Genomic DNA, 17,413 nt, shown 5'->3' with positions numbered 1-17,413 from the left:
GGCAGGTGAGGAGGTCGCCGCTCCGCCGGTCTTCCCGTCGAGGAGTGGGTGCGTCGCATGGACAGGTCCGGACTGATCGAGGCGGTCACGCGCAAGGTGGCGGACGGGGAAACTCCGTCCGCCGAGCAGATCGGCAGGGTCGTCGACGCCGTGTTCGGCACGGTCGAGGACGCGGGGGCGATCGCCGAGGCGCTCAAGGAGGGCGCGACCGTCACCCTCCTCGGTTTCGGCAGCTTCCACGACGAGGACGGCGAGGTGGGCCTGCGGCCGGGCAAGGCCCTCGACGAGTTCGTCCACGGCCGGGTCGGCTGAGGGCCGGGCGGACCGATGGCGGCCGTGACGCTGCGGGCCGTCGGCCGGGCCCCCGCCGGGGACGCCTGGGAACGCTACGCCGTGCCCGCCCTCTGGCCGACGTGGTCGCCGCAGATCAGGGCGGTGCGCGTGGACGGCGGACGGATCGCGCCCGGTGTGCGCATCGCGCCCGGCCTGCGGGGCGAGGCCGTCTCGTTCCTCGGCGTCTCCGCGAAGTTCGTCGTGGAGTCCGTCGACGAGGAACGGCGGCGGTGGACGTGGCGGGTCCGGTTCGGACCGGTGCGCCTGCGGCTGCACCACGCGGTCCTCACCCGGCCGGCCGGATCGGCCACGACACTGCGGATCGAGGGACCGGCCCTCGCCCTCGCGGCGTACGCGGGCCCGGCCCGATGGGCCATGGGGCGTCTGGTGGGCGAAGGGAGTCGTTCGTCCGCTTCGTCATGATTAGTGTGGGGATCATGGCCGACACGCACGACGACACCCCACCGCCCCACGAGGCCCCGGGAGGCGACGGCACGGGGCGGGAGGACGCGCGGGCCGCGCCGCCGCACGGGGCCCACGGCCGGCCGCCGAGCCGCTCCGAACGCTGGACGGCCTTCACCCGCTCGCCCTTCTTCCCGGCGACCGTGCTCGTCCTGATCCTGGCCGCGGCGGCCGCCCTGTTCGCCGGCTCGTACACGTACGCGATGGCGAACCCGACCCCCCGTCACATCCCGACGGCCGTCCTCGGGGCGGCGGACTCGCCGACGGGCGGGACGTTCACCGGGGGGATGGAGCGGGCACTCGACTCCTCGCTCGAACTGCGGCCCTACCGGACGCGCGCCGAGGCGCTGGAGGCGGTGAACGAGCAGGAGGTCTTCGCCGTCATGACCCTGCGGGACGGCCGCGTGGCCCTCGACGTCGCCGGCGCCTCGGGGGCCTCGGTGGCCCAGCTCCTCGCGGAGGCGGCGGTGGAGGTGGGCCGGGCGACCGGAGTGCCGGTCGTGGTGGCGGACGTCAAACCGTTGCAGAGGGGTGATCCGCGCGGCCTCGCGCTGTTCTACGTCTCGCTCGCCGCCGTGATCATCGGCTTCGTCGGGGCCATCCAGCTCAGCGTGCACGCGAAGCCGCTGAACCCCGCCGAGCGGATCGCCTTCACCGTGCTCTACGCCCTGCTGGGCGGATTCGCCGTCGCGGCGACCGTGGACTGGCTGCTCGGCGCGCTCGACCTGCCGTTCGTCGAGTCGTGGCTGATCCTCGCGCTGACCATGTTCGCCTCCGGCATGGTCTTCTCCATGTTCAACACCCTCATCGGGCGGTGGGCCATGCTCCCGACCTGGGGGCTGATGGTGCTCCTCGGCAACCCCTCCTCGGGGGGCGCGGTGTCCTGGCCGCTGCTGCCGTCGCCGCTCGGGCACGTCGGCCAGTGGCTGCCGCCGGGCGCCTCGGTGAACGCGCAGCACACCGCGGTGTACTTCGGCGGCCACCAGCACCTCTTCCCCTTCGTGGTGCTCGCGGGGTGGGCACTGGTGTCCTCCGCAGTGTTCTGGGTCTGGCGGCACCGCCATCCGGGCGGCAGGGAGCGGGGCGGGGCGCACGCGGCGCTGTGAGATCCCGCGCCGCCGATGCCCCGCCCCGCTCCCCGCGCCCCTCCTACCGCCGGGGGGTCGAACTGGTCAGAAGCCGGTTGAAGAACGAGCGGTACTCGCGCAGCGCCACCCGGAGGTCCTCCGTGTCGGCGTCCCGGCCCTCGTTCCACTGCTCTTCGAGGGTGTGCTTGTGGGCGGCGAAGGCCTCCGTCAGCGTCCGCATCACGTCGGCGACGAGTTCGTCGGCCGAGTGCACCGCCTCGCGCGGGTCGTCGACGAACCGGCCCTGGACCTCGCGCCAGCGCTCGCGGTACGCGTCGCCGTCCGCCCTGCCGAGCAGATCCGGCACGTGCTCGTCGTCCCCGCGCCCGGTGGCGCTCGCCAGCGGGGCGGGACGGACGGCCGGCTGCCCGGTAGTGGTGGGCCTTCCGGCGGGCGCCGCGCTCGACTCCGGGGGAACGGGGGGCTGTTCGTCCGCTTCGTACCGGTCCGTCGTTCCGCGCTCTTCGTTCGTTGCGTACCGCTGGTTCACGCCGTGCGGGTCCGTCGTCCCGTGCGGCTCCTTCGTCTCGTACCGGTCCTTCGTCTCGTACCGGTCCGTCGTTCCGTACGGGGCGGCCGACGCCCCTCGTTCGGCCGTGTCGTGGTCACGCATGTGTTCCGCCTCCGCGTCAGGACCGGCGGGGGCCGGTCGGTTCGCCGTCGGTGAGCAGGCCGTCGAAGAGGGCGCGGTAGTGCACCATCGCCTCCCGCAGCTGTTCGGTGGTGGCCGATCGCGAGGAGCTCAGCGCGTGCACCTCCTGGGCGGCCCGGTAGTGCTCCAGCGTGCGGCCGTGCCGCACGGACAGGTCGCGCATCCGCTGCTCGTACCCCTCGGTGGGGTAGCCGCGCTCGTGCATCAGGGCCGTCACCAGCCGGTCGGCCTCGTGCACCGCGCCCTCGGGCGCGTCGACGAACTCCTCCTGGAGCTCCTTCCACCGCTGCGCGTACTGCTCCCTCGTGCCGCTCGACAGCGGCTTGATGTCCAGTTCCTGATGGCGCCGTTCCCGGGCGTCGAGGTCCTGTTCGGCGGCCCGCTTGCTGCCCGTCTCCTCGACGGCCCGGTCGTACTCGGGTCCGAACCGGTCGCGCAGACGCGCCCGTCGCCGGTGGTTCACCGCGGCGACGGTGACGAGCGCGACCACCACGACGGCGGCAATGACGATGGCCAGGACGATTCCGGTCGACATCGACTCCCACCTCTCGCTGTGTCTTGTCCGTAGCACCTCGGCTGCCCTGCCGCCCGTGCTCCAAACGGACACGGCGTCACGTCACGTCCCGCTCCCGGCGAGCGCGTCCGCGCCGGAGCCGAAGGCGCGGCGGTAGGCGGCGGGGGAGACGCCCAACGCCGTCCGCATGTGCGCGCGCAGGGAGTTCCCGGAGCCGAGCCCGGCGCGGTGGGCGACGAGGTCGATCGGGAGGTCGGTCGTCTCCAGGAGCTGCTTGGCGAGTTCGAGGCGCTGGGCCGTGAGCCACTGCACGGGGGTCAGGCCGACCTCGTCGCGGAACCGGCGGGTGAAGGTCCGCAGGCTCATCCGCGCGTGCTCGGCGAGCCGGGCGAGGGTGAGCGGCTCCGCCAGGTGCTCCAGGGCCCAGGCGCGGGTGGCGGTCGTGTCGGCCAGCGTGGGCTCGGGGACGGGCCGGTCGATGAACTGGGCCTGCCCGCCGTCCCGCCAGGGAGGCACGACGCACATGCGCGCGGTGCGGTTGGCGGTCGCGGCGCCGTGGTCGCGGCGGATCATGTGCAGGCACAGGTCGACGCCCGCCGCCGCCCCCGCGGAGGTCAGGACGTCGCCGTCGTCCACGAAGAGCACGTCCTCGTCGACCCTGACCCTCGGATAGGCCCGGCGGAACTCCGGTGCCAGGTTCCAGTGGGTGGTGGCCGGCCGCCCGTCGAGGAGCCCGGCGGCGGCGAGCACGTACGACCCGCTGCATATGGACACCAGGCGGGTGCCGGGCCGGATGCCGGCGACGGCCGCCGCGACCTCGGACGGCAGCGGGGCACCGAGGAGCAGCTCGGGCATGGCATGCGTGGGCGGGACGATCACGGTGTCGGCGCCCGCGAGGGCCTCCGCGCCTGCCGTCGGCTGCACGGTGAAACCGGCGTCGCTGGGCACGGGGGCGCCGTCGACCGTGCAGACCGTGACCTCGTAGAGGGGGCGGCCCCCGGCGTCCACGGCGCTGCCGAAGACCCGGGAGGGGATGCCGAGCTCGAACGCGGGCACTCCGGGGAGCGCGAGCACGGCGATCCGGTGCGGCGCCGCGCGAGCCTCTTCCCGCCCGTTCCGTACCGTCCTGCCCCGTGTCGCTCCCATGGCCGGATCCTGTCACACAGTGGCCGGACGGCCAACACCAAGGGACGCCGCCGCACCGGATCGTGGACCCGTCGCCGCGGAAGGGTTCCGCGGCGCGCCGATCGAGACGGAAAGAGGCGGACGGCATGCGCGCGATGGTCGTGGAGCGGTGGGGCGGTCCCGAGAACCTGGTCGAGCGGAACGTGGAACGCCCCGAGCCCGGCCTGAACGAGGTCTTGGTGCGGGTCCGCGCGGCCGGGGTGAACCCCGTGGACTGGAAGACCCGCACGAGCGGGGCCCTGATCGACTGGGGCGCCGTCCCCGCCGTCGGCTGGGACGTGTCGGGCACGGTGGAGGCCGTCGGGCCCGGCGTGGGGCACCTCCACCCCGGGGACGAGGTCTTCGGCATGCCGCTCTTCCCCCGCCAGGCGGGCGGATACGCGGAGTACGTGGTGGCCCCGGCCCGGCACCTCGCCCCCAAGCCCGCCTCCCTGACCCACGTGGAGGCCGCGGCGCTGCCGCTGGCCGGCCTCACCGCCTGGCAGGCCCTCGTGGACGCGGCGGACGTCCGTCCGGGGGAGCGCGTCCTCGTGCACGCGGCGGCCGGCGGGGTGGGGCACCTCGCCGTGCAGATCGCCAAGGCCCGCGGGGCGTACGTGATCGGCACGGCGAGCGCGGCCAAGCACGCCCTGGTGCGGGAGCTGGGCGCGGACGAGGTGATCGACTACCGCGAGGTGCGCTTCGACGACGTCCTCCGGGACGTGGACGTCGTCCTCGACGGCATCGGCGGGGAGACGGCCGAGCGCTCCCTGAAGGTGCTCCGGCCCGGGGGCAGGCTGATCACCCTGCCGGGCCCGGACGACGTCCCCGCCGCCCCGGACGGCGTGCGGGCGGCCTGGGTCATGGTCGAACCCGACCACCTCGGTCTGCGCGAGCTCGCGGCCCTGGTGGAGCGCGGCGAGCTGAGGCCGGTGGCCGACACCGTCCTCCCGCTCGCCGAGGCGGCGAAGGCGCACGCGATCGGCGAGGAGGGCCGCACCACGGGGAAGATCGTCCTGACGGTCTCCTGACCGTCTCGACGTTTCCCTGACCGTCCTGACGGTCTCCCGACCGTCCGACGAGCGGGGACGGGGGTGGTCGGGGACGGTCGGGGACGGCGTGCAGAATGCCGGACGGCACGTCCCCGACCGGAAGGCACCCCCATGAACCTGCCCGCAACAGGCCGCCGCGTCCTCGTCAGCGGCGCCTCACGGGGCCTCGGCAGGGAGGTCGCCCGGGCGTTCGCGGCCAACGGCGACCGGGTCGCCGTCCACTTCGCCTCGCGCGCCGAGGACGCCCGGGCCACCCTGGACTCCCTCGAAGGGACGGGCCACGTCCTCGTCGGGGGCGACCTCACGGACCCGGCGGCGGCCGCGACCGTGGCCGGCACGGCGGCCGAGGCCCTCGGCGGGATCGACGTACTGGTCAACAACGCCGCGGTGAACCTCCGCCACCCCCTCGCCGAGACCCCCTACGAGGAGTGGGCGGAGATCTGGCGGCGACACGTATCCGTGAACCTGCTCGCGACCGCGAACCTGAGCCACCTCGCGGCCCGGCGCATGATCGACCGGGGCTCGGGCGGACGGATCGTCAACATCGGCTCCCGGGGCGCCTTCCGCGGCGAACCCGACCATCCGGCCTACGGGGCGACCAAGGCGGCCGTCCACGCGCTCGGTCAGTCGCTCGCCGTCTCCCTCGCCCCCCACGGGATCGCCGTCGCCTCGGTCGCGCCCGGCTTCTTCGCCACCGAGCGGGTCGCTCCGCGTCTGGAGGGGCCCGAGGGAGCCGCGATCCGCGCCCAGAGCCCCTTCGGGCGGGTGGCCGCCCCCGCCGAGATCGCGGCGGCCGTCCTGTGGCTCGCCTCTCCCGACGCGGAGTGGGCGTCCGGCTCGATCCTCGACCTCAACGGAGCCTCGCACCTGAGGAGTTGAACACCGGCGCATCCGCCGGAACGCCGCCCCGGCGGAAGGGGTGTGGTGCGAAGACACGGGATCGACGGCGTACGGGGCGCGGATCTCATGGTTTTCACCAGGGGCCACCGCGGGGCGGGTCCGGATACGTTCGCGCCGTCCATGCGTGGTGGGAGGGGAGTCGGCGTGAAGGCTGTGGCGTCCGTACTGGTGGCGGCGGTCCTGTGGGGCACCGTGGGACCGGCGCAGATCTGGGCCGACACCGGGGCGCACCCGGTGTCGCTCGGCGCCGCCCGGATGCTCCTGGGCGGCCTCGTGCTCACGGCCCTCATGGCCCGGCCGGCCGGACTGCGCACCCTGCGCCTGCCCGGGACGCGCCGGTGGCTGGTGGTGAGCGTGCTCGTCACGGCCTCCTTCCAGGTCTGCTTCCTCCAGGCGGTCGAGCGCTCCGGGGCGGCGCTGGCGACGGCGGTCGCCTTCGGGACCGTGCCCGTGGTCGGCGGGGCGTGCGGACTCCTGCTCTCCGGCGAACGGCCCTCACCGCGCTGGGCGGTGGGCACGGTCTGCGCCGTCGTGGGCATCGGACTGCTGCTGCTCCCGAGCGGCGGCGGCCGGGCGGACGTGCTCGGCGTCGCGTACGGGGTGGCGGCCGGAGCGAGCTTCGGCGTCTACATCGCCGCCACCAAGCAGCTGGGCGCGCGCGGGGCGGACCTGGACGCGGCGGCCCCGGTCAGCGTCCTGTGTGCCGGGCTGCTCGTCTCCCCGTACCTCCTGATCGCCCCCGAGGGCCTGGCCACGGCGCACGGCGTCGCCCTGGTGGGCTGGCTGGGGCTCGGCACGACCGCGCTCGGCTATCTGCTCTTCACCCGGGGGGTCGGCGGGCTCAGCGCCGCCACGGTGGGGACGCTGAGCCTGACGGAACCGCTGGTCGCCACGGTGCTCGGCGTGGCGCTGCTCGGCGAGCGGCCGGGGCCCCTCGCCACCGCCGGCGCCGCACTGCTCCTCGGCGGCCTGGTCACGGTCTCCGTGCCGGAGCGCCGCCGGACTCCGGAGGACCACCCGCCGGAGCCGGTCGGGCGCTGACCACCGCGGGCGGTGTCACCGGTCCCGGTAGGCGCTCATGTTCTCCCGCACGGTCGCGGAGAAGAACTTCGGCCCGATCCCGTCGGCCCGGGCCATCCCCTCCGGCGTCAGCAGGAGGACGCCGCCGCCGTCCCGCAGCCAGTTGTGCCCCAGGAGGGTGTCGAGCTGCGGGGCGAAGTCGTCCTCGAAGCGGCTGCCGAACCGGCGCTCGTAGTGGGCGGTGTCCAGCCCCGACGATTCGAGCAGGTGCTGGAGGACGTACATCCGCCGCCGCTCGTCCTCGTCCATGCGGAACGCCCACTGCGCCCGCCGGAACCGGTCGCTCGGGGTCGCGATGTAGTCGTCGATGATGCGGCGCACCTCGGGGACCGCGACGGCGTAGTCGGTCGTGTAGTGCAGGTCGGTCGTGAAGGAGCGGGCGCCCACGCCGAGCCCCACCATGCCGGCCTGCTGGTTGTACTCGCTGATGCTGCTGCCGTCGGTGTCCTCGACGGCGGCGGTGCCGATCCGGCGGAAGACCCGCATCGAGGTCTGCTCGTAGCCGGCCGAGAGGAGGTGGTCGCGGCCGAAGCGGTACAGGCGCAGCCGCTGGTCGTCCCACTCGGCGGGGGTGGCCGCGTGACGGGTGCTCAGCCCGGTCAGCGGACGCACGTACAGGGGGTAGAGGTAGATCTCCTCGGGCTCCCAGGCGAGGGCGGCGTCGAGCGAGACCTTGAAGGTGCGCTCGGTCTGGCCGTCGATGCCGTAGATGAGGTCGATGTTGAGCACGGGGAACCGCGCGTCCCTGAGGCGGGCCAGGGCGGTCTCGGCCTCCTCCCGCTTCTGCGGGCGGACGGCCGCGCGCGCCTCCTCGTCGATGAAGCTCTGCACGCCGATGCTCAGCCGGGTGGCGCCCCGCTCCGCGAGCACGGCGAGGCGGTCGGCGGTCGCGGTGGCCGGCGAGGTCTCCACCGACCAGGACACCGCCCGCAGGTCGACGCCCATGACGCGCTCGGAGATGTCGCAGAGCCGGACGAGCTCGTCGGCCGTCAGATAGGTCGGCGTGCCGCCGCCGAAGGCCGCGAGGGTGAAGTTCAGGGGCTTGCCCTGGGCGTCCAGGGCCTCCCTGGTGACCCGGGCCTGCCGCTCCAGGGTGTCGAGGAAGGCGCTGGTCACCTCCTCGGGGGCGCCGGTGCGGGTGAAGAGGTTGCAGAAGCCGCACCGCATCTCGCAGAACGGTATGTGCGTGTAGAAGGACAGGGCGTCGAGGCGTTCGCCCGCCCACAGGTCGCTCAGGAGCGGACCGTCGTCGAGAAGGCGGTAGGCCTTCTGGTGCGGATAGGCGTACACGTACTGCTGGTAGGGACTCTCCTCCTCGGAAACGGCGGAGACGGCGGAGGAGGTGGAACGGGCCGACGGCGACGGAAGCATGACTGGCTTGCCCATGACGCGATGTGACTCACTCTCGGACGACGACGTCACTTTGGGTGACAGATCGGGACCCTAGGGCGACGAGCGTGTCGACATCTGTAGTGCGAACGCCAAAAAATCGCTTTCATCGCATGGAGTTTCGTATGCACTTTTCGCGAAGAAGGTGCTTTTCTTCCAAATGCCTTTGTTTGTACGCCGGTCAAGGTCGCGGAATCGTTCACTCCGGGTGGCGGGGGAGGCGGCCCGTGCAGTTGGGTGTCCGCCATGAAGCGACTTCTCATCGCCGCGGGCGGTGGCGGTGACGCCATCACGGCGGCCATGGTGCACGCGGCGCTGTACGGGGCCGACACCCCGGCCCTGGTGCTCACCTACGCCTGGGAGAGGCTGGTCGTCGACCCCGTTCCCGGCCCGCGCGGCGCCGCGGACTTCACCGGTGCCCTCACGCCCGCGCCGGACCTGACCCTCATCACCCCGAGGACCGCGCCGAAGGCACCGGCCGGCTCGCTGCTGCCCCGGCTGGCCGCACAGCTGCGCCCCGCGCTGGGACTGCTCGACCCCTACGGCGGCACGCTCGGCCTCGCCCGCCAGATCGACGCGGCGGCCCGCTGGTGCGGAGCCGACCGGATCGACCTCGTGGACGTGGGCGGGGACATCGTGGCCCGGGGGGACGAACCGACCCTGCGCAGCCCCCTCGGCGACGCGCTGGCCCTGGCGGCCTGCGCCGCGACGGGCATCCCCACGACCGTGTACGTCGCCGGACCCGGCCTGGACAACGAAGTGCCCCTTCCCCTCCTGATGCCCCGGCTGGGCGAACCGGCCCTCACCCTCGCCGCCGAGGACACCGAGGACGTCCTCGCCGTCTTCGACTGGCACCCGTCCGAGGCCGGCGCCGTGCTCGTCGCGGCGGCCCGGGGCGTGCGCGGCGTCTGCGGCACCCGCGACGCCCCCCGCCCCCTGGTCCTCGACGACTCCGCGCACCAGGTGCACCGGCTCACCTGCGCGGAGGCGCTCCGGCTCAACCCGCTGGCGGGAGCGCTCGACCGCTGCTCCGGCCTGGAGGCCGCCGAGAAGGTGTCGTACGAGGTCTGCGGCTTCTCCGAGATCGCGCGCGAACGACGGCGGGCCGATGCGGCGCCCGCCGTGCCGCCCCCGCGCCGGCCGGCGGAACCCGGGACCCTCCTCGCCCGGTTCACCGCGTGGGAGCGGTCCCGGCGCGCCGAAGGCCTCGACTACGTCACCACCCGCAGGATCACCGAGGAACTCGCTCTCACCCCACTGGAGGCCGACCGCCTCCACCGGACCCTGCGGGCGGAAGCGCCACCGCGCCGCGTACCCCCTCTCTGGCGCCTGGTGGACGCCTGAGAGACGTACTTCCGGTCCCCTCGGGCCCGCGCCGCCGCTGCTCGCCGTCCTGCCGCGTGCTTCACGTGCGCCGTTTCCCGGAACTCCTTCGGGGCAGCCGCGCCCACGTGCCGTACAGCCGAAAGGGATCCGACGTGACCGAGCAGACGCCCGACACCCCCCGGCGCGACGGACCCGGGCGGAGGGACCCGGGGGCCCGCGCCGGTCTCTTCACCCGCTCCTTCGGCCCCCCGGCGCGGGCGGGCGGGACGCCCGTGGTCCTGGTGCACGGACTCGGCCTGTCGGGCCGGTACTTCGCCCCGCTGGCCCGGCGCCTCGCCGCGAACGGGGCCACCGTGCTCGTACCGGACCTGCCGGGCAACGCGCGGTCGCGGGCCGCCGCGCGCCGGATGCCCGACGTGGAGCAGGCCGCCGACGCCCTGGCGCGCTGGCACCGGCGGCTCTCCCCGGGGCCGAGCCTGCTGGTGGCCAACTCGGTCGGCTGCCAGGTGGCCGCGGCCCTCGCCGTCCGCCATCCACGGCTGGTCCGAGGGCTCGTACTGCTCGGTCCGGCGCTCGAACCGGGCGTGTCGGGCCCGCGCCACTGCGGCCGGCTCCTCGCGGACGCGCCCCGGGAACCCCTTTCCCTGCTCGGGACGGCCGCGACGGACTACCTGCTCACCGGCCCCCTTCGCTTCGCCGCGTCCCTGCGCCACGCCCTGCGGGACGCGGCCGGGGCATTCGAGGGGCATCTGGCCCGGGTCGACGTGCCGACGCTCGTGGTCCGCGGCGCCGGTGACACGATCGCCTCCCACGCCTGGATCCGGCACGTGGCCCGGCTCGTCCCGGACGGGCGCGCGGTCGACGTCCCGGGCGCCGCGCACGCGGCGCACTACAGCGCGCCGGAAGCCGTGGCCGGACTGATCGAGGAATTCACAGCAGTGGAGACGGCAGAAGCGGCAGAAACAACAGAAGAAGCAGAAAAGCATCAGAAGGAACAGAAGCAGAAGAGGTAGGAGAGGCAGGAAAGAAGGCATGACGCCCTCGCACGTCCCACGGCCGCCCGGCCGTCCGCCGTCCACACCCACGACCCACCGGTCGCCCTGGCTTCGGCTCCTGCCCGGCATCTCCTCCGAGCGGCGCGGCTTCGTCCTGGCGTGGTGGGGCTTCGCCCTCACCTTCGGTGGAATGCGCCTGCTCACCTGGCTGATCCACATCGACGTGGCCGGCATCGGCGACGTGCAGGCCGGCGGAGTGCACATCCACCACTACGTGTGGGGGATCCTGCTGCTCGCCGTGGTGGGCGCGGCGGGCCTCGTGGAACGCTCGGCACGCGCGCGTGCCTGGATGGGGCTCGCCTACGGCGTCGGCATGGCCCTGATCGTCGACGAGGCGGCGCTGCTGATCAGCCTGGAGGACGTCTACTGGGACACCGAGGGCTGGGTGAGCATCGCCCTGGCCCTCGCGGTGATCGCCGTCGTGGGGGGAGTACTGGCGTCGACGCGGGGGCGACGTTCTCCGGCGCGGAAACGGGACGACGGCTGAGACGGCTCGACGCGTGGAACGGTTCGGCGGCGCCGCACACTGTTCGCCGTTCGCCGTTCGTTGTCCGTCGGAGGGGGAAACGGCGTGCGGCCCGCACCCTGCCCGGTACGAGCCGCACGCCCTGTCCGGCGGGTCCGCGGAACGGGGGATGCCGCGGAGCCACCGACGAGAGCGGTCCCATGCGCTCTCCCCTCCGCCTGCCCCCGAACGACCCGCCCATGCACGCCTCTTGCCCGGCCGGCCGCCGAACCGACCACCGAATCGCCCCACCGAACCGTTCCGTCGAACCGCCCACGGAACTGCCCGCCGAACCGCTTCACCCCGCGGGCCTACCGTCCGTCCACCGAGCGCATGCTGTCGCGGTAGTGCGAGGGCGAGACGCCGTAGTGGCTGGCGAACGCCTTGCGAAGGGACTCCGGCGTGCCGAAGCCGCAGCGCACGGCCACCGAGGCCAGGGGGAGCGCGGTGGACACCAGGAGCTGCGCGGCCGCCTCGGCGCGGACCGCGCGGACGTACCGGCCGGGCGGCCGCCCCAGGTGCTCCGTGAACAGCCGGGTGAGGTGACGAGGCGTCACCCCCGCCCGGGCGGCCAGGACCGGCGTGCTCAGGTCGTCGTGGGGGCGGGCGGCGATGTGCGCGACGAGGGCGCGGACCGTGTCGTCCCGGGGCGGGGGGGCCGTCGTGAAGAGGCTCATCTGGTTCTGGTTGCCGGGCCGCTGCATGTGGACGACGAGGTGCCGGGCGACCCGGCGCGCCAGTTCGGGGCCGTGGTCCTCCTCGACGAACGCCAGGGTCAGGTCGAGCGCGCTGGTGATGCCCGCCGACGTGTACACGTTCCCGTCGCGGATCCACAGCGGTGCCGGGTCGACCGAGACGCCCGGATACCGCGCGGCCAGCCGGGGAGCGAACTGCCAGTGCGTGGTGGCCCGCCGGCCGTCGAGGAGTCCCGCCGCGGCCAGGACGCCCGCGCCCGTGCACACGGAGGCCACCCGGCGGCTCTCCCGGGCGAGGCGCCGGACGTGCCCGACGAGACGGGCGTCCGCGGCGAACCGCTCGACGCCCAGACCGCCCGAGACGACGAGCGTGTCCAGCGGCCCCCTCGTGCGCTCCAGCGACCCGTCGCTGCCCAGTGTGAGCCCGGTGCCGCAGCGGATGGCGCCCCCGCCGGGTCCGACCACCCGCACCCGGTACGGCACGCCGGTGTCCCCGAGCCCGTTCGCCATGGCGAGCCCCGTCGTCACGCAGGCGATGTCGAGCAGCTCGGCCGCCTCGAAACCGACGACGGCCACCAGGCGCTCGGCGCGTCCCTCCATGCGAACGACCCTATCCCGCACGGACACGCGTCCCAAGGGGACGGACATACGGGACCGGGAACCGCCGCCTCCCGCCCTCCGCGCCGGACAGTGGGGCCATGACGATCCGCTTCCTCGCCCACCGATGGCCGACCCTGCTCGCCCTCGCCCTGACCCTCGTCACCTTCGTCGACGGCGTCCCGCCGACCGGCTTCCTCGCCGCGCTGCTCGTGGTCATGCCCCTCTGCTACCTGGGCTTCGGGGCGGCCCGGGGCGAGCTCCGCGACCGGCGGACGCTCGCCGTCCAGCTCGCCGGTCTCGCCGTCTTCTGCGCGGCGGCCGTCCTCGTCCTCTCCCTGGACGGCCGGGCCGCCCTGTACGTCCTGGCCGCCGGCTGGCTGGCCCACGGCCTGTGGGACCTCGTCCACCACCGCTCGGGCCGCGTCGTGCCCCGAGCCTGGTCGGAGTGGTGCGGCGTCGTCGACACCGCGGGCGCGTTCGCGATCCTCCTGCTGGCCTGAACGACCGGCCGACGGGGCTTGAAGCGCACGACACCGGGTACCGGAACGCGTACAAAAGAGGTCGTACGGCAACGAAACGCGAGGAAGAGGCACGCATGTCGCAGCACCGCGCCACCGAGGGGAACGCCGACCACCCGAGGACCGCCGCCGAGGAGGTCCTGAAGGAGTTCGAGGAGGCCGAGACGGACGTACGGGACGACCCGCGCCCCGACGAGGACGGCGCGGCCGCCGATGCCCTCACGCCCAGCCGGAGCGCGCAGGAGGACGCCCGGCGACGTGCGGGCGGGGACCGGGGGACCGGGCGGGCGGACGAACCGGGGAACGACGCGTAGCCCGCCGTCCACGGTGTTCACGACGCCCCCGCGCCACCGGTTCCCGGTCGGCGCGGGGGCGTCTCGTCTCACCGGGACTCGGACCCGACCGCCGGCTCCGGGTCCTCCGTCGTGATCTCGGGCTCCAGGCCCTCGGCGGGAGTGGTGCGGGGACGGCCGATGTCGCCGCGCCACGCCTCGAAAGCGAGCGTGGTCGCGGTGACCACCGCGATCCCGAGCAGCCAGCCCCCGACCACGTCGCTCACCCAGTGCACGCCGAGCGCGATCCGCGTGTAGCCCACGCCGAGCACCGACACGGCGGCCAGGGCCCACGGCAGCGGCCGCCACGCGCGCGGGACCAGCGGGAGCAGGACGAGCAGCAGGACGGCGCAGGAGGTCATGGCCGTCATGGCGTGACCGGAGGGGAAGGAGAAGCCGGGCGCGTGGGAGACCGGATCCGGCAGGTGCGGCCGGGCCCGCTCGACCACGTTCTTCACCAGCAGGCCCAGCAGACCGCCGGCGATCGCCGTGACGGCCGCCCAGGCGGCCAGCCGGAAGGCCCGCCGCCACAGGAGCCACACCACCACCGCGGCCACCAGGATCCGCATGGTCGCCGGTCCCCACACGACGTGCGTGAGGAAGTCGAGCACCCGCACCCAGGCGGGGTGTTCGAGCGCGGAACGGTGCAACCGCTCGGCCACCCCCTGGTCGAGCCGGTGCAGTGGGCTCCAGTGCGACTCCACGAGGACCAGCGCGAGGGAGAACGGCACGGCCGCCAGCGCGGTGAGGGCCGTGCCCGCGAGCAGCCGTGCGCCGAACCGCGCGTCGGGCCCGCCGTGTCCGGTCACGAGCCGTCCGAGGCGGTGACGCCAGGGCCGGGTGGAACGCTCTGTCATGGTCGGTACGGTTCCTTTCCGTGGTGCGCGGGCGGAGGCGGGGGAGTGGTTCAGACCCCCGGGTCCTCGCTGATCGGGGTGTCCACCCCCGCCCGTACGGCCTCCAGCTGGGCCGCGAAGGACAGGCCCAGGAAGAGCGAGAGCGAGGTGAGGTACGACCACAGCAGCAGCGCCACGAACGCGCTCAGCGGGCCGTACACGGTGGTGAAGGAGCCGCCCGAGCCGACGTAGAAGCTCAGGGCCCACGTCGCGCCCAGCCACAGCAGCAGGTGGACGGTGGCGCCGAAGGCCAGCCAGGTGTGTCCCGGCTGGGGGCGCCGGGGCGAGCGCCGGAAGACGAAGCTGGTGGCCACCACGGCCAGCAGGATCCCGATGGGCCAGCGCAGCAGGTCCCATGCCAGTCGGGTGCCCGGTTCGAGGTGGTAGACCTCGATCAGGGCACGGCTCAGGTCGGACCCCAGGACGGTGACGCAGAAGCTCAGCCCGAGGGGCAGGCCGGCCAGCACCGACATCACGAGTCCGCGGACGTACTTCTGGAGGAACGGGCGGTCGCGCTCGACGCCGTAGATGCGGTTCGCGCCGCGCTCCACCTGGCACATGCCGGTGGTGACGTTGGAGATCGAGAACAGCAGGCCGAACCAGAGGGCCAGCGCGCCGCCGTTCCCGGCGTGCCGCCGGCTCGCCCGCAGGGCGTCGTCCACGACGTCCTGGCTGGGGCCGCTGATCCTGCGTATCAGCAGCTCGGCGATCCGTCCGACGTCCTCGGTGTGCAGCGCCCCGGAGAGCCCTATGACCGCGATGGCGAAGGGGAGGATCGCCAGGACGGTCTGCAGGGCGAGGGCCCGGGAGTGGCTGAACCCGTCGGCGTAGCGGAACCGTACGAAGGAGTCCCGTACGAGCGCCCAGCCCCCGTAGCGGCGGAGCGTCGCCCAGGCGTCCTCCCCGGACAGGGTCTCGCCCTGGAGGCGCAGTTCGGCCTCCACGGCCCTGACCTCACTGAGCTGCGGTACGCGCGTCGCGGTTCCCATGCTCCTCCACCTCCGTCCCGTCCTTCTCGTCCTGCCCGTCCTGTCCGCCCACGACCGGCGTGCCGGTCCGGGCCGGCGCGGGCAGGCAGACGCGCAGCGCCCCCGGCTCGATCTCCGCCGTCAGGCGGGTGCCCGCCGGCAGGACGTCGCCGTCGACCTCGCGCGGCTGGGGACGGGCGAAGCGGAGGTCGACGCGGGCCGCGCCGAAGTACTCCAGAGCGCCGTGCGCGGCGGTCCGCTCCCGGGCGCCGGAGGGGCGCGGGGCCCGTCCGCCCGGTCCGCGGGAGACGAGGTACCCGGCGGCGGCGAGCCAGCCGGTCACCCCGCGCGGGTCGAGCAGGACGACCTCGAGCCGGCCGCTGTCGGGCCGGGCCTCCGGCAGCAGCGGCAGCCCGCCCTGGAGGGAGCCGACGTTGCCGATGACGACCATGCGGGCCCGCCGCTCCAGCGGGGCGCCCCCGTCGAGCCGGATCGAGAGCCGCATCCGGGGGTCCCGCAGGTGCCGTGCGGCCGAGAGGACGTACGCGGCCCAGCCCAGGTGCTCCTTGAGCCGGGGCGAGGCGTCCCGGACCATGGCGGCGTCGAACCCGGCGCCCGCCATGACCGCGAACCGGGTCGGTTCGAGCCCGTCGCCCCGTATCCGGCCCACGTCGAGCCCGGCGGCCCGCCCGGACAGGGCCTCCCGCAGCGCGGCCACCGGTTCGGCCGGCAGGCCCAGGTTGCGGGCGAGGAGGTTCCCGGTGCCGCAGGGGACGATCGCGAGGGGGATCCCGGTCCCGGTCACCACGTCGGCGCAGGCGCGTACGGTGCCGTCCCCGCCGCAGACGACGACCAGGTCGAACGGATCCGCTTCCGCCCCGGTCAGGCGCGCGGCCAGGCCGCCGGAGGGGTCCTCGGGCGTCGTGTCGGTCCACCGCTGCTCCGCGTACCCGTGGTGGCGCAGGACGGACCGCACCCGGGCGGTGTCCTCGTCGCCGCACGCGTGCGGGTGGCGCACCACGACGGCCCGCCGCGTGCCGGGGACGGCCGGTTCCGGGTCCGCCTCTTCCTTCCGGGCGTTCGGCAGCAGCGCGGACCCGACGACCAGCAGGGTGCAGACGCCGTTCAGGAGTCCCACCGCCACGTCGGTGGGGTGGTGCATGCCCCGGTACAGCCGGGAGAAGGCCACGGCCAGGGGGACCAGCAGGAGCAGTCCCACCACGAGGTTCCGCCAGAAGCCGCGCAGGTGCCGGACGGCGAGCACGGCCAGGCCTCCGTAGAGCGCGACGGAGGCCCCGACGTGGCCGGAGGGGAAGCTGGACGTCGGCGGCGCCCCGTCCAGGCGGGGCACGTCGGGACGGTCGCGGTTCACGACGATGGTGACGAGCAGGAAGATCGCGGACTGCGCGGCCACGGACACGGCGAGGAACCCCGCCTCCCACCACCGGGGCGCCCGGGGGACGAGGAGGAGGGCCAGCACGCAGAGCAGCGTCAGACCGATCACGCTCTGCGTGTCGGCCGCCAGGGACAGCCAGTCGGTGAGCGCGGTGGCGGAAGGGGCGCGGTGGGCGGCCAGGAAACGATTGACGTCGTCCTCCGCGGACAGCGGCCAATGGTCCGTCAGGGGCCCGGTGACCAGCAGTCCCAGGGCGGCGACCAGAGCCGTCTGCACGGGCAGCAGCAGGAGCGCGCGGCCCGGTCTGGCTCCCGCGTCGTGTGCGTTCGTCATTGCCGCCGTGTTACCCGCCGGAGGCGGGTCATGCGTGGGCCGCCCGCGCCGTTCTCGCAAGGATGTTCGCGTTCGTCGCGGCCCGCGCACCCCGGGGGAGCGCGGGCCGGACGCGC

Annotated in this window: 19 protein-coding genes; 11 read left to right on the top strand and 8 right to left on the bottom strand. The window is 74.4% G+C overall.

The annotated features are described in order from the left end of the window. Positions 1-57: 57 nt before the first annotated feature. The 3 genes from ACFY7E_RS18950 to ACFY7E_RS18940 are packed head-to-tail and all read left to right on the top strand — an operon-like array spanning position 58 to position 1,901. On the top strand, positions 58-312 hold the full coding sequence (locus tag ACFY7E_RS18950) for a DNA-binding protein (RefSeq protein ID WP_389486249.1): 255 nt from the start codon (positions 58-60) through the stop codon (positions 310-312). 15 nt (positions 313-327) lie between these two features. Further along, on the top strand, positions 328-756 hold the full coding sequence (locus tag ACFY7E_RS18945) for an SRPBCC family protein (protein ID WP_389486247.1): 429 nt from the start codon (positions 328-330) through the stop codon (positions 754-756). 14 nt (positions 757-770) lie between these two features. Continuing rightward, on the top strand, positions 771-1,901 hold the full coding sequence (locus ACFY7E_RS18940) for an ABC transporter permease (protein ID WP_389486245.1): 1,131 nt from the start codon (positions 771-773) through the stop codon (positions 1,899-1,901). A gap of 43 nt (positions 1,902-1,944) precedes the next feature. Here ACFY7E_RS18940 and ACFY7E_RS18935 read toward each other — a convergent pair whose 3' ends face one another. From ACFY7E_RS18935 to ACFY7E_RS18925, 3 genes are all read right to left on the bottom strand, one after another. Further along, a complete protein-coding gene (locus ACFY7E_RS18935) occupies positions 1,945-2,535 on the bottom strand; it encodes a hypothetical protein (RefSeq protein WP_389486243.1) in 591 nt (196 codons plus the stop codon). Between the two features lie 16 nt (positions 2,536-2,551). Continuing rightward, positions 2,552-3,109: a hypothetical protein gene (locus tag ACFY7E_RS18930; protein WP_383447527.1), complete on the bottom strand. Its 558-nt coding sequence runs from the start codon at positions 3,107-3,109 to the stop codon at positions 2,552-2,554. An 81-nt stretch (positions 3,110-3,190) separates the two neighbouring features. Continuing rightward, a complete protein-coding gene (locus tag ACFY7E_RS18925) occupies positions 3,191-4,234 on the bottom strand; it encodes a GlxA family transcriptional regulator (protein ID WP_389486240.1) in 1,044 nt (347 codons plus the stop codon). Between the two features lie 125 nt (positions 4,235-4,359). Here ACFY7E_RS18925 and ACFY7E_RS18920 point away from each other — a divergent pair, with 125 nt between their 5' ends. The 3 genes from ACFY7E_RS18920 (at position 4,360) to ACFY7E_RS18910 (ending at position 7,245) form a co-directional block, all read left to right on the top strand. Continuing rightward, positions 4,360-5,283: an NADP-dependent oxidoreductase gene (locus ACFY7E_RS18920; protein ID WP_389486238.1), complete on the top strand. Its 924-nt coding sequence runs from the start codon at positions 4,360-4,362 to the stop codon at positions 5,281-5,283. Positions 5,284-5,415: 132 nt separating this feature from the next. Then, positions 5,416-6,183, top strand: coding sequence for an SDR family NAD(P)-dependent oxidoreductase (locus ACFY7E_RS18915; RefSeq protein ID WP_389486236.1), 768 nt, complete (start codon positions 5,416-5,418; stop codon positions 6,181-6,183). A gap of 165 nt (positions 6,184-6,348) precedes the next feature. After that, positions 6,349-7,245, top strand: a complete 897-nt coding sequence (locus ACFY7E_RS18910) for a DMT family transporter (protein ID WP_389486234.1) — start codon at positions 6,349-6,351, stop codon at positions 7,243-7,245. A gap of 15 nt (positions 7,246-7,260) precedes the next feature. Here ACFY7E_RS18910 and ACFY7E_RS18905 read toward each other — a convergent pair whose 3' ends face one another. Beyond that, on the bottom strand, positions 7,261-8,655 hold the full coding sequence (locus tag ACFY7E_RS18905) for an STM4012 family radical SAM protein (protein WP_389486526.1): 1,395 nt from the start codon (positions 8,653-8,655) through the stop codon (positions 7,261-7,263). A 264-nt stretch (positions 8,656-8,919) separates the two neighbouring features. On the opposite strand from ACFY7E_RS18905, the gene ACFY7E_RS18900 reads away from it, so the two are divergent. The 3 genes from ACFY7E_RS18900 to ACFY7E_RS18890 all read left to right on the top strand — a co-directional run bounded on the left by ACFY7E_RS18900 (position 8,920) and on the right by ACFY7E_RS18890 (position 11,541). Beyond that, positions 8,920-10,017: a DUF1152 domain-containing protein gene (locus tag ACFY7E_RS18900; protein ID WP_389486232.1), complete on the top strand. Its 1,098-nt coding sequence runs from the start codon at positions 8,920-8,922 to the stop codon at positions 10,015-10,017. A 134-nt stretch (positions 10,018-10,151) separates the two neighbouring features. After that, complete coding sequence (locus tag ACFY7E_RS18895) at positions 10,152-11,012, top strand: alpha/beta fold hydrolase (protein WP_389486230.1); 861 nt, start codon at positions 10,152-10,154, stop codon at positions 11,010-11,012. A 19-nt stretch (positions 11,013-11,031) separates the two neighbouring features. Then, entirely contained in the window at positions 11,032-11,541 is a 510-nt protein-coding gene (locus tag ACFY7E_RS18890; protein WP_383442084.1) for a hypothetical protein, read from the top strand. Positions 11,542-11,870: 329 nt separating this feature from the next. Here ACFY7E_RS18890 and ACFY7E_RS18885 read toward each other — a convergent pair whose 3' ends face one another. Continuing rightward, positions 11,871-12,854, bottom strand: a complete 984-nt coding sequence (locus ACFY7E_RS18885; RefSeq protein WP_389486227.1) for a GlxA family transcriptional regulator — start codon at positions 12,852-12,854, stop codon at positions 11,871-11,873. A gap of 98 nt (positions 12,855-12,952) precedes the next feature. Here ACFY7E_RS18885 and ACFY7E_RS18880 point away from each other — a divergent pair, with 98 nt between their 5' ends. Both ACFY7E_RS18880 and ACFY7E_RS18875 read left to right on the top strand, forming a co-directional pair. Then, positions 12,953-13,354, top strand: a complete 402-nt coding sequence (locus tag ACFY7E_RS18880; protein ID WP_389486225.1) for a hypothetical protein — start codon at positions 12,953-12,955, stop codon at positions 13,352-13,354. Between the two features lie 95 nt (positions 13,355-13,449). Next, positions 13,450-13,686: a hypothetical protein gene (locus ACFY7E_RS18875; protein ID WP_389486223.1), complete on the top strand. Its 237-nt coding sequence runs from the start codon at positions 13,450-13,452 to the stop codon at positions 13,684-13,686. Between the two features lie 68 nt (positions 13,687-13,754). Here ACFY7E_RS18875 and ACFY7E_RS18870 read toward each other — a convergent pair whose 3' ends face one another. The 3 genes from ACFY7E_RS18870 to ACFY7E_RS18860 are packed head-to-tail and all read right to left on the bottom strand — an operon-like array spanning position 13,755 to position 17,297. Beyond that, positions 13,755-14,561, bottom strand: coding sequence for a phosphatase PAP2 family protein (locus tag ACFY7E_RS18870; protein ID WP_389486221.1), 807 nt, complete (start codon positions 14,559-14,561; stop codon positions 13,755-13,757). Positions 14,562-14,611: 50 nt separating this feature from the next. Further along, positions 14,612-15,589: a YihY/virulence factor BrkB family protein gene (locus ACFY7E_RS18865; protein ID WP_389486219.1), complete on the bottom strand. Its 978-nt coding sequence runs from the start codon at positions 15,587-15,589 to the stop codon at positions 14,612-14,614. After that, complete coding sequence (locus ACFY7E_RS18860) at positions 15,555-17,297, bottom strand: diacylglycerol kinase family protein (protein WP_389486217.1); 1,743 nt, start codon at positions 17,295-17,297, stop codon at positions 15,555-15,557. The genes ACFY7E_RS18865 and ACFY7E_RS18860 overlap by 35 nt, the downstream gene beginning before the upstream one ends. Positions 17,298-17,413 lie beyond the last annotated feature (116 nt).

Origin of the sequence: Streptomyces sp. NPDC012825, from assembly GCF_042900925.1 — a bacterium.
Taxonomy (GTDB): Bacteria; Actinomycetota; Actinomycetes; order Streptomycetales; family Streptomycetaceae; genus Streptomyces.
Note: the sequence above shows the minus strand (reverse complement) of the source record. Positions and strands in the feature narration are given on the sequence as shown.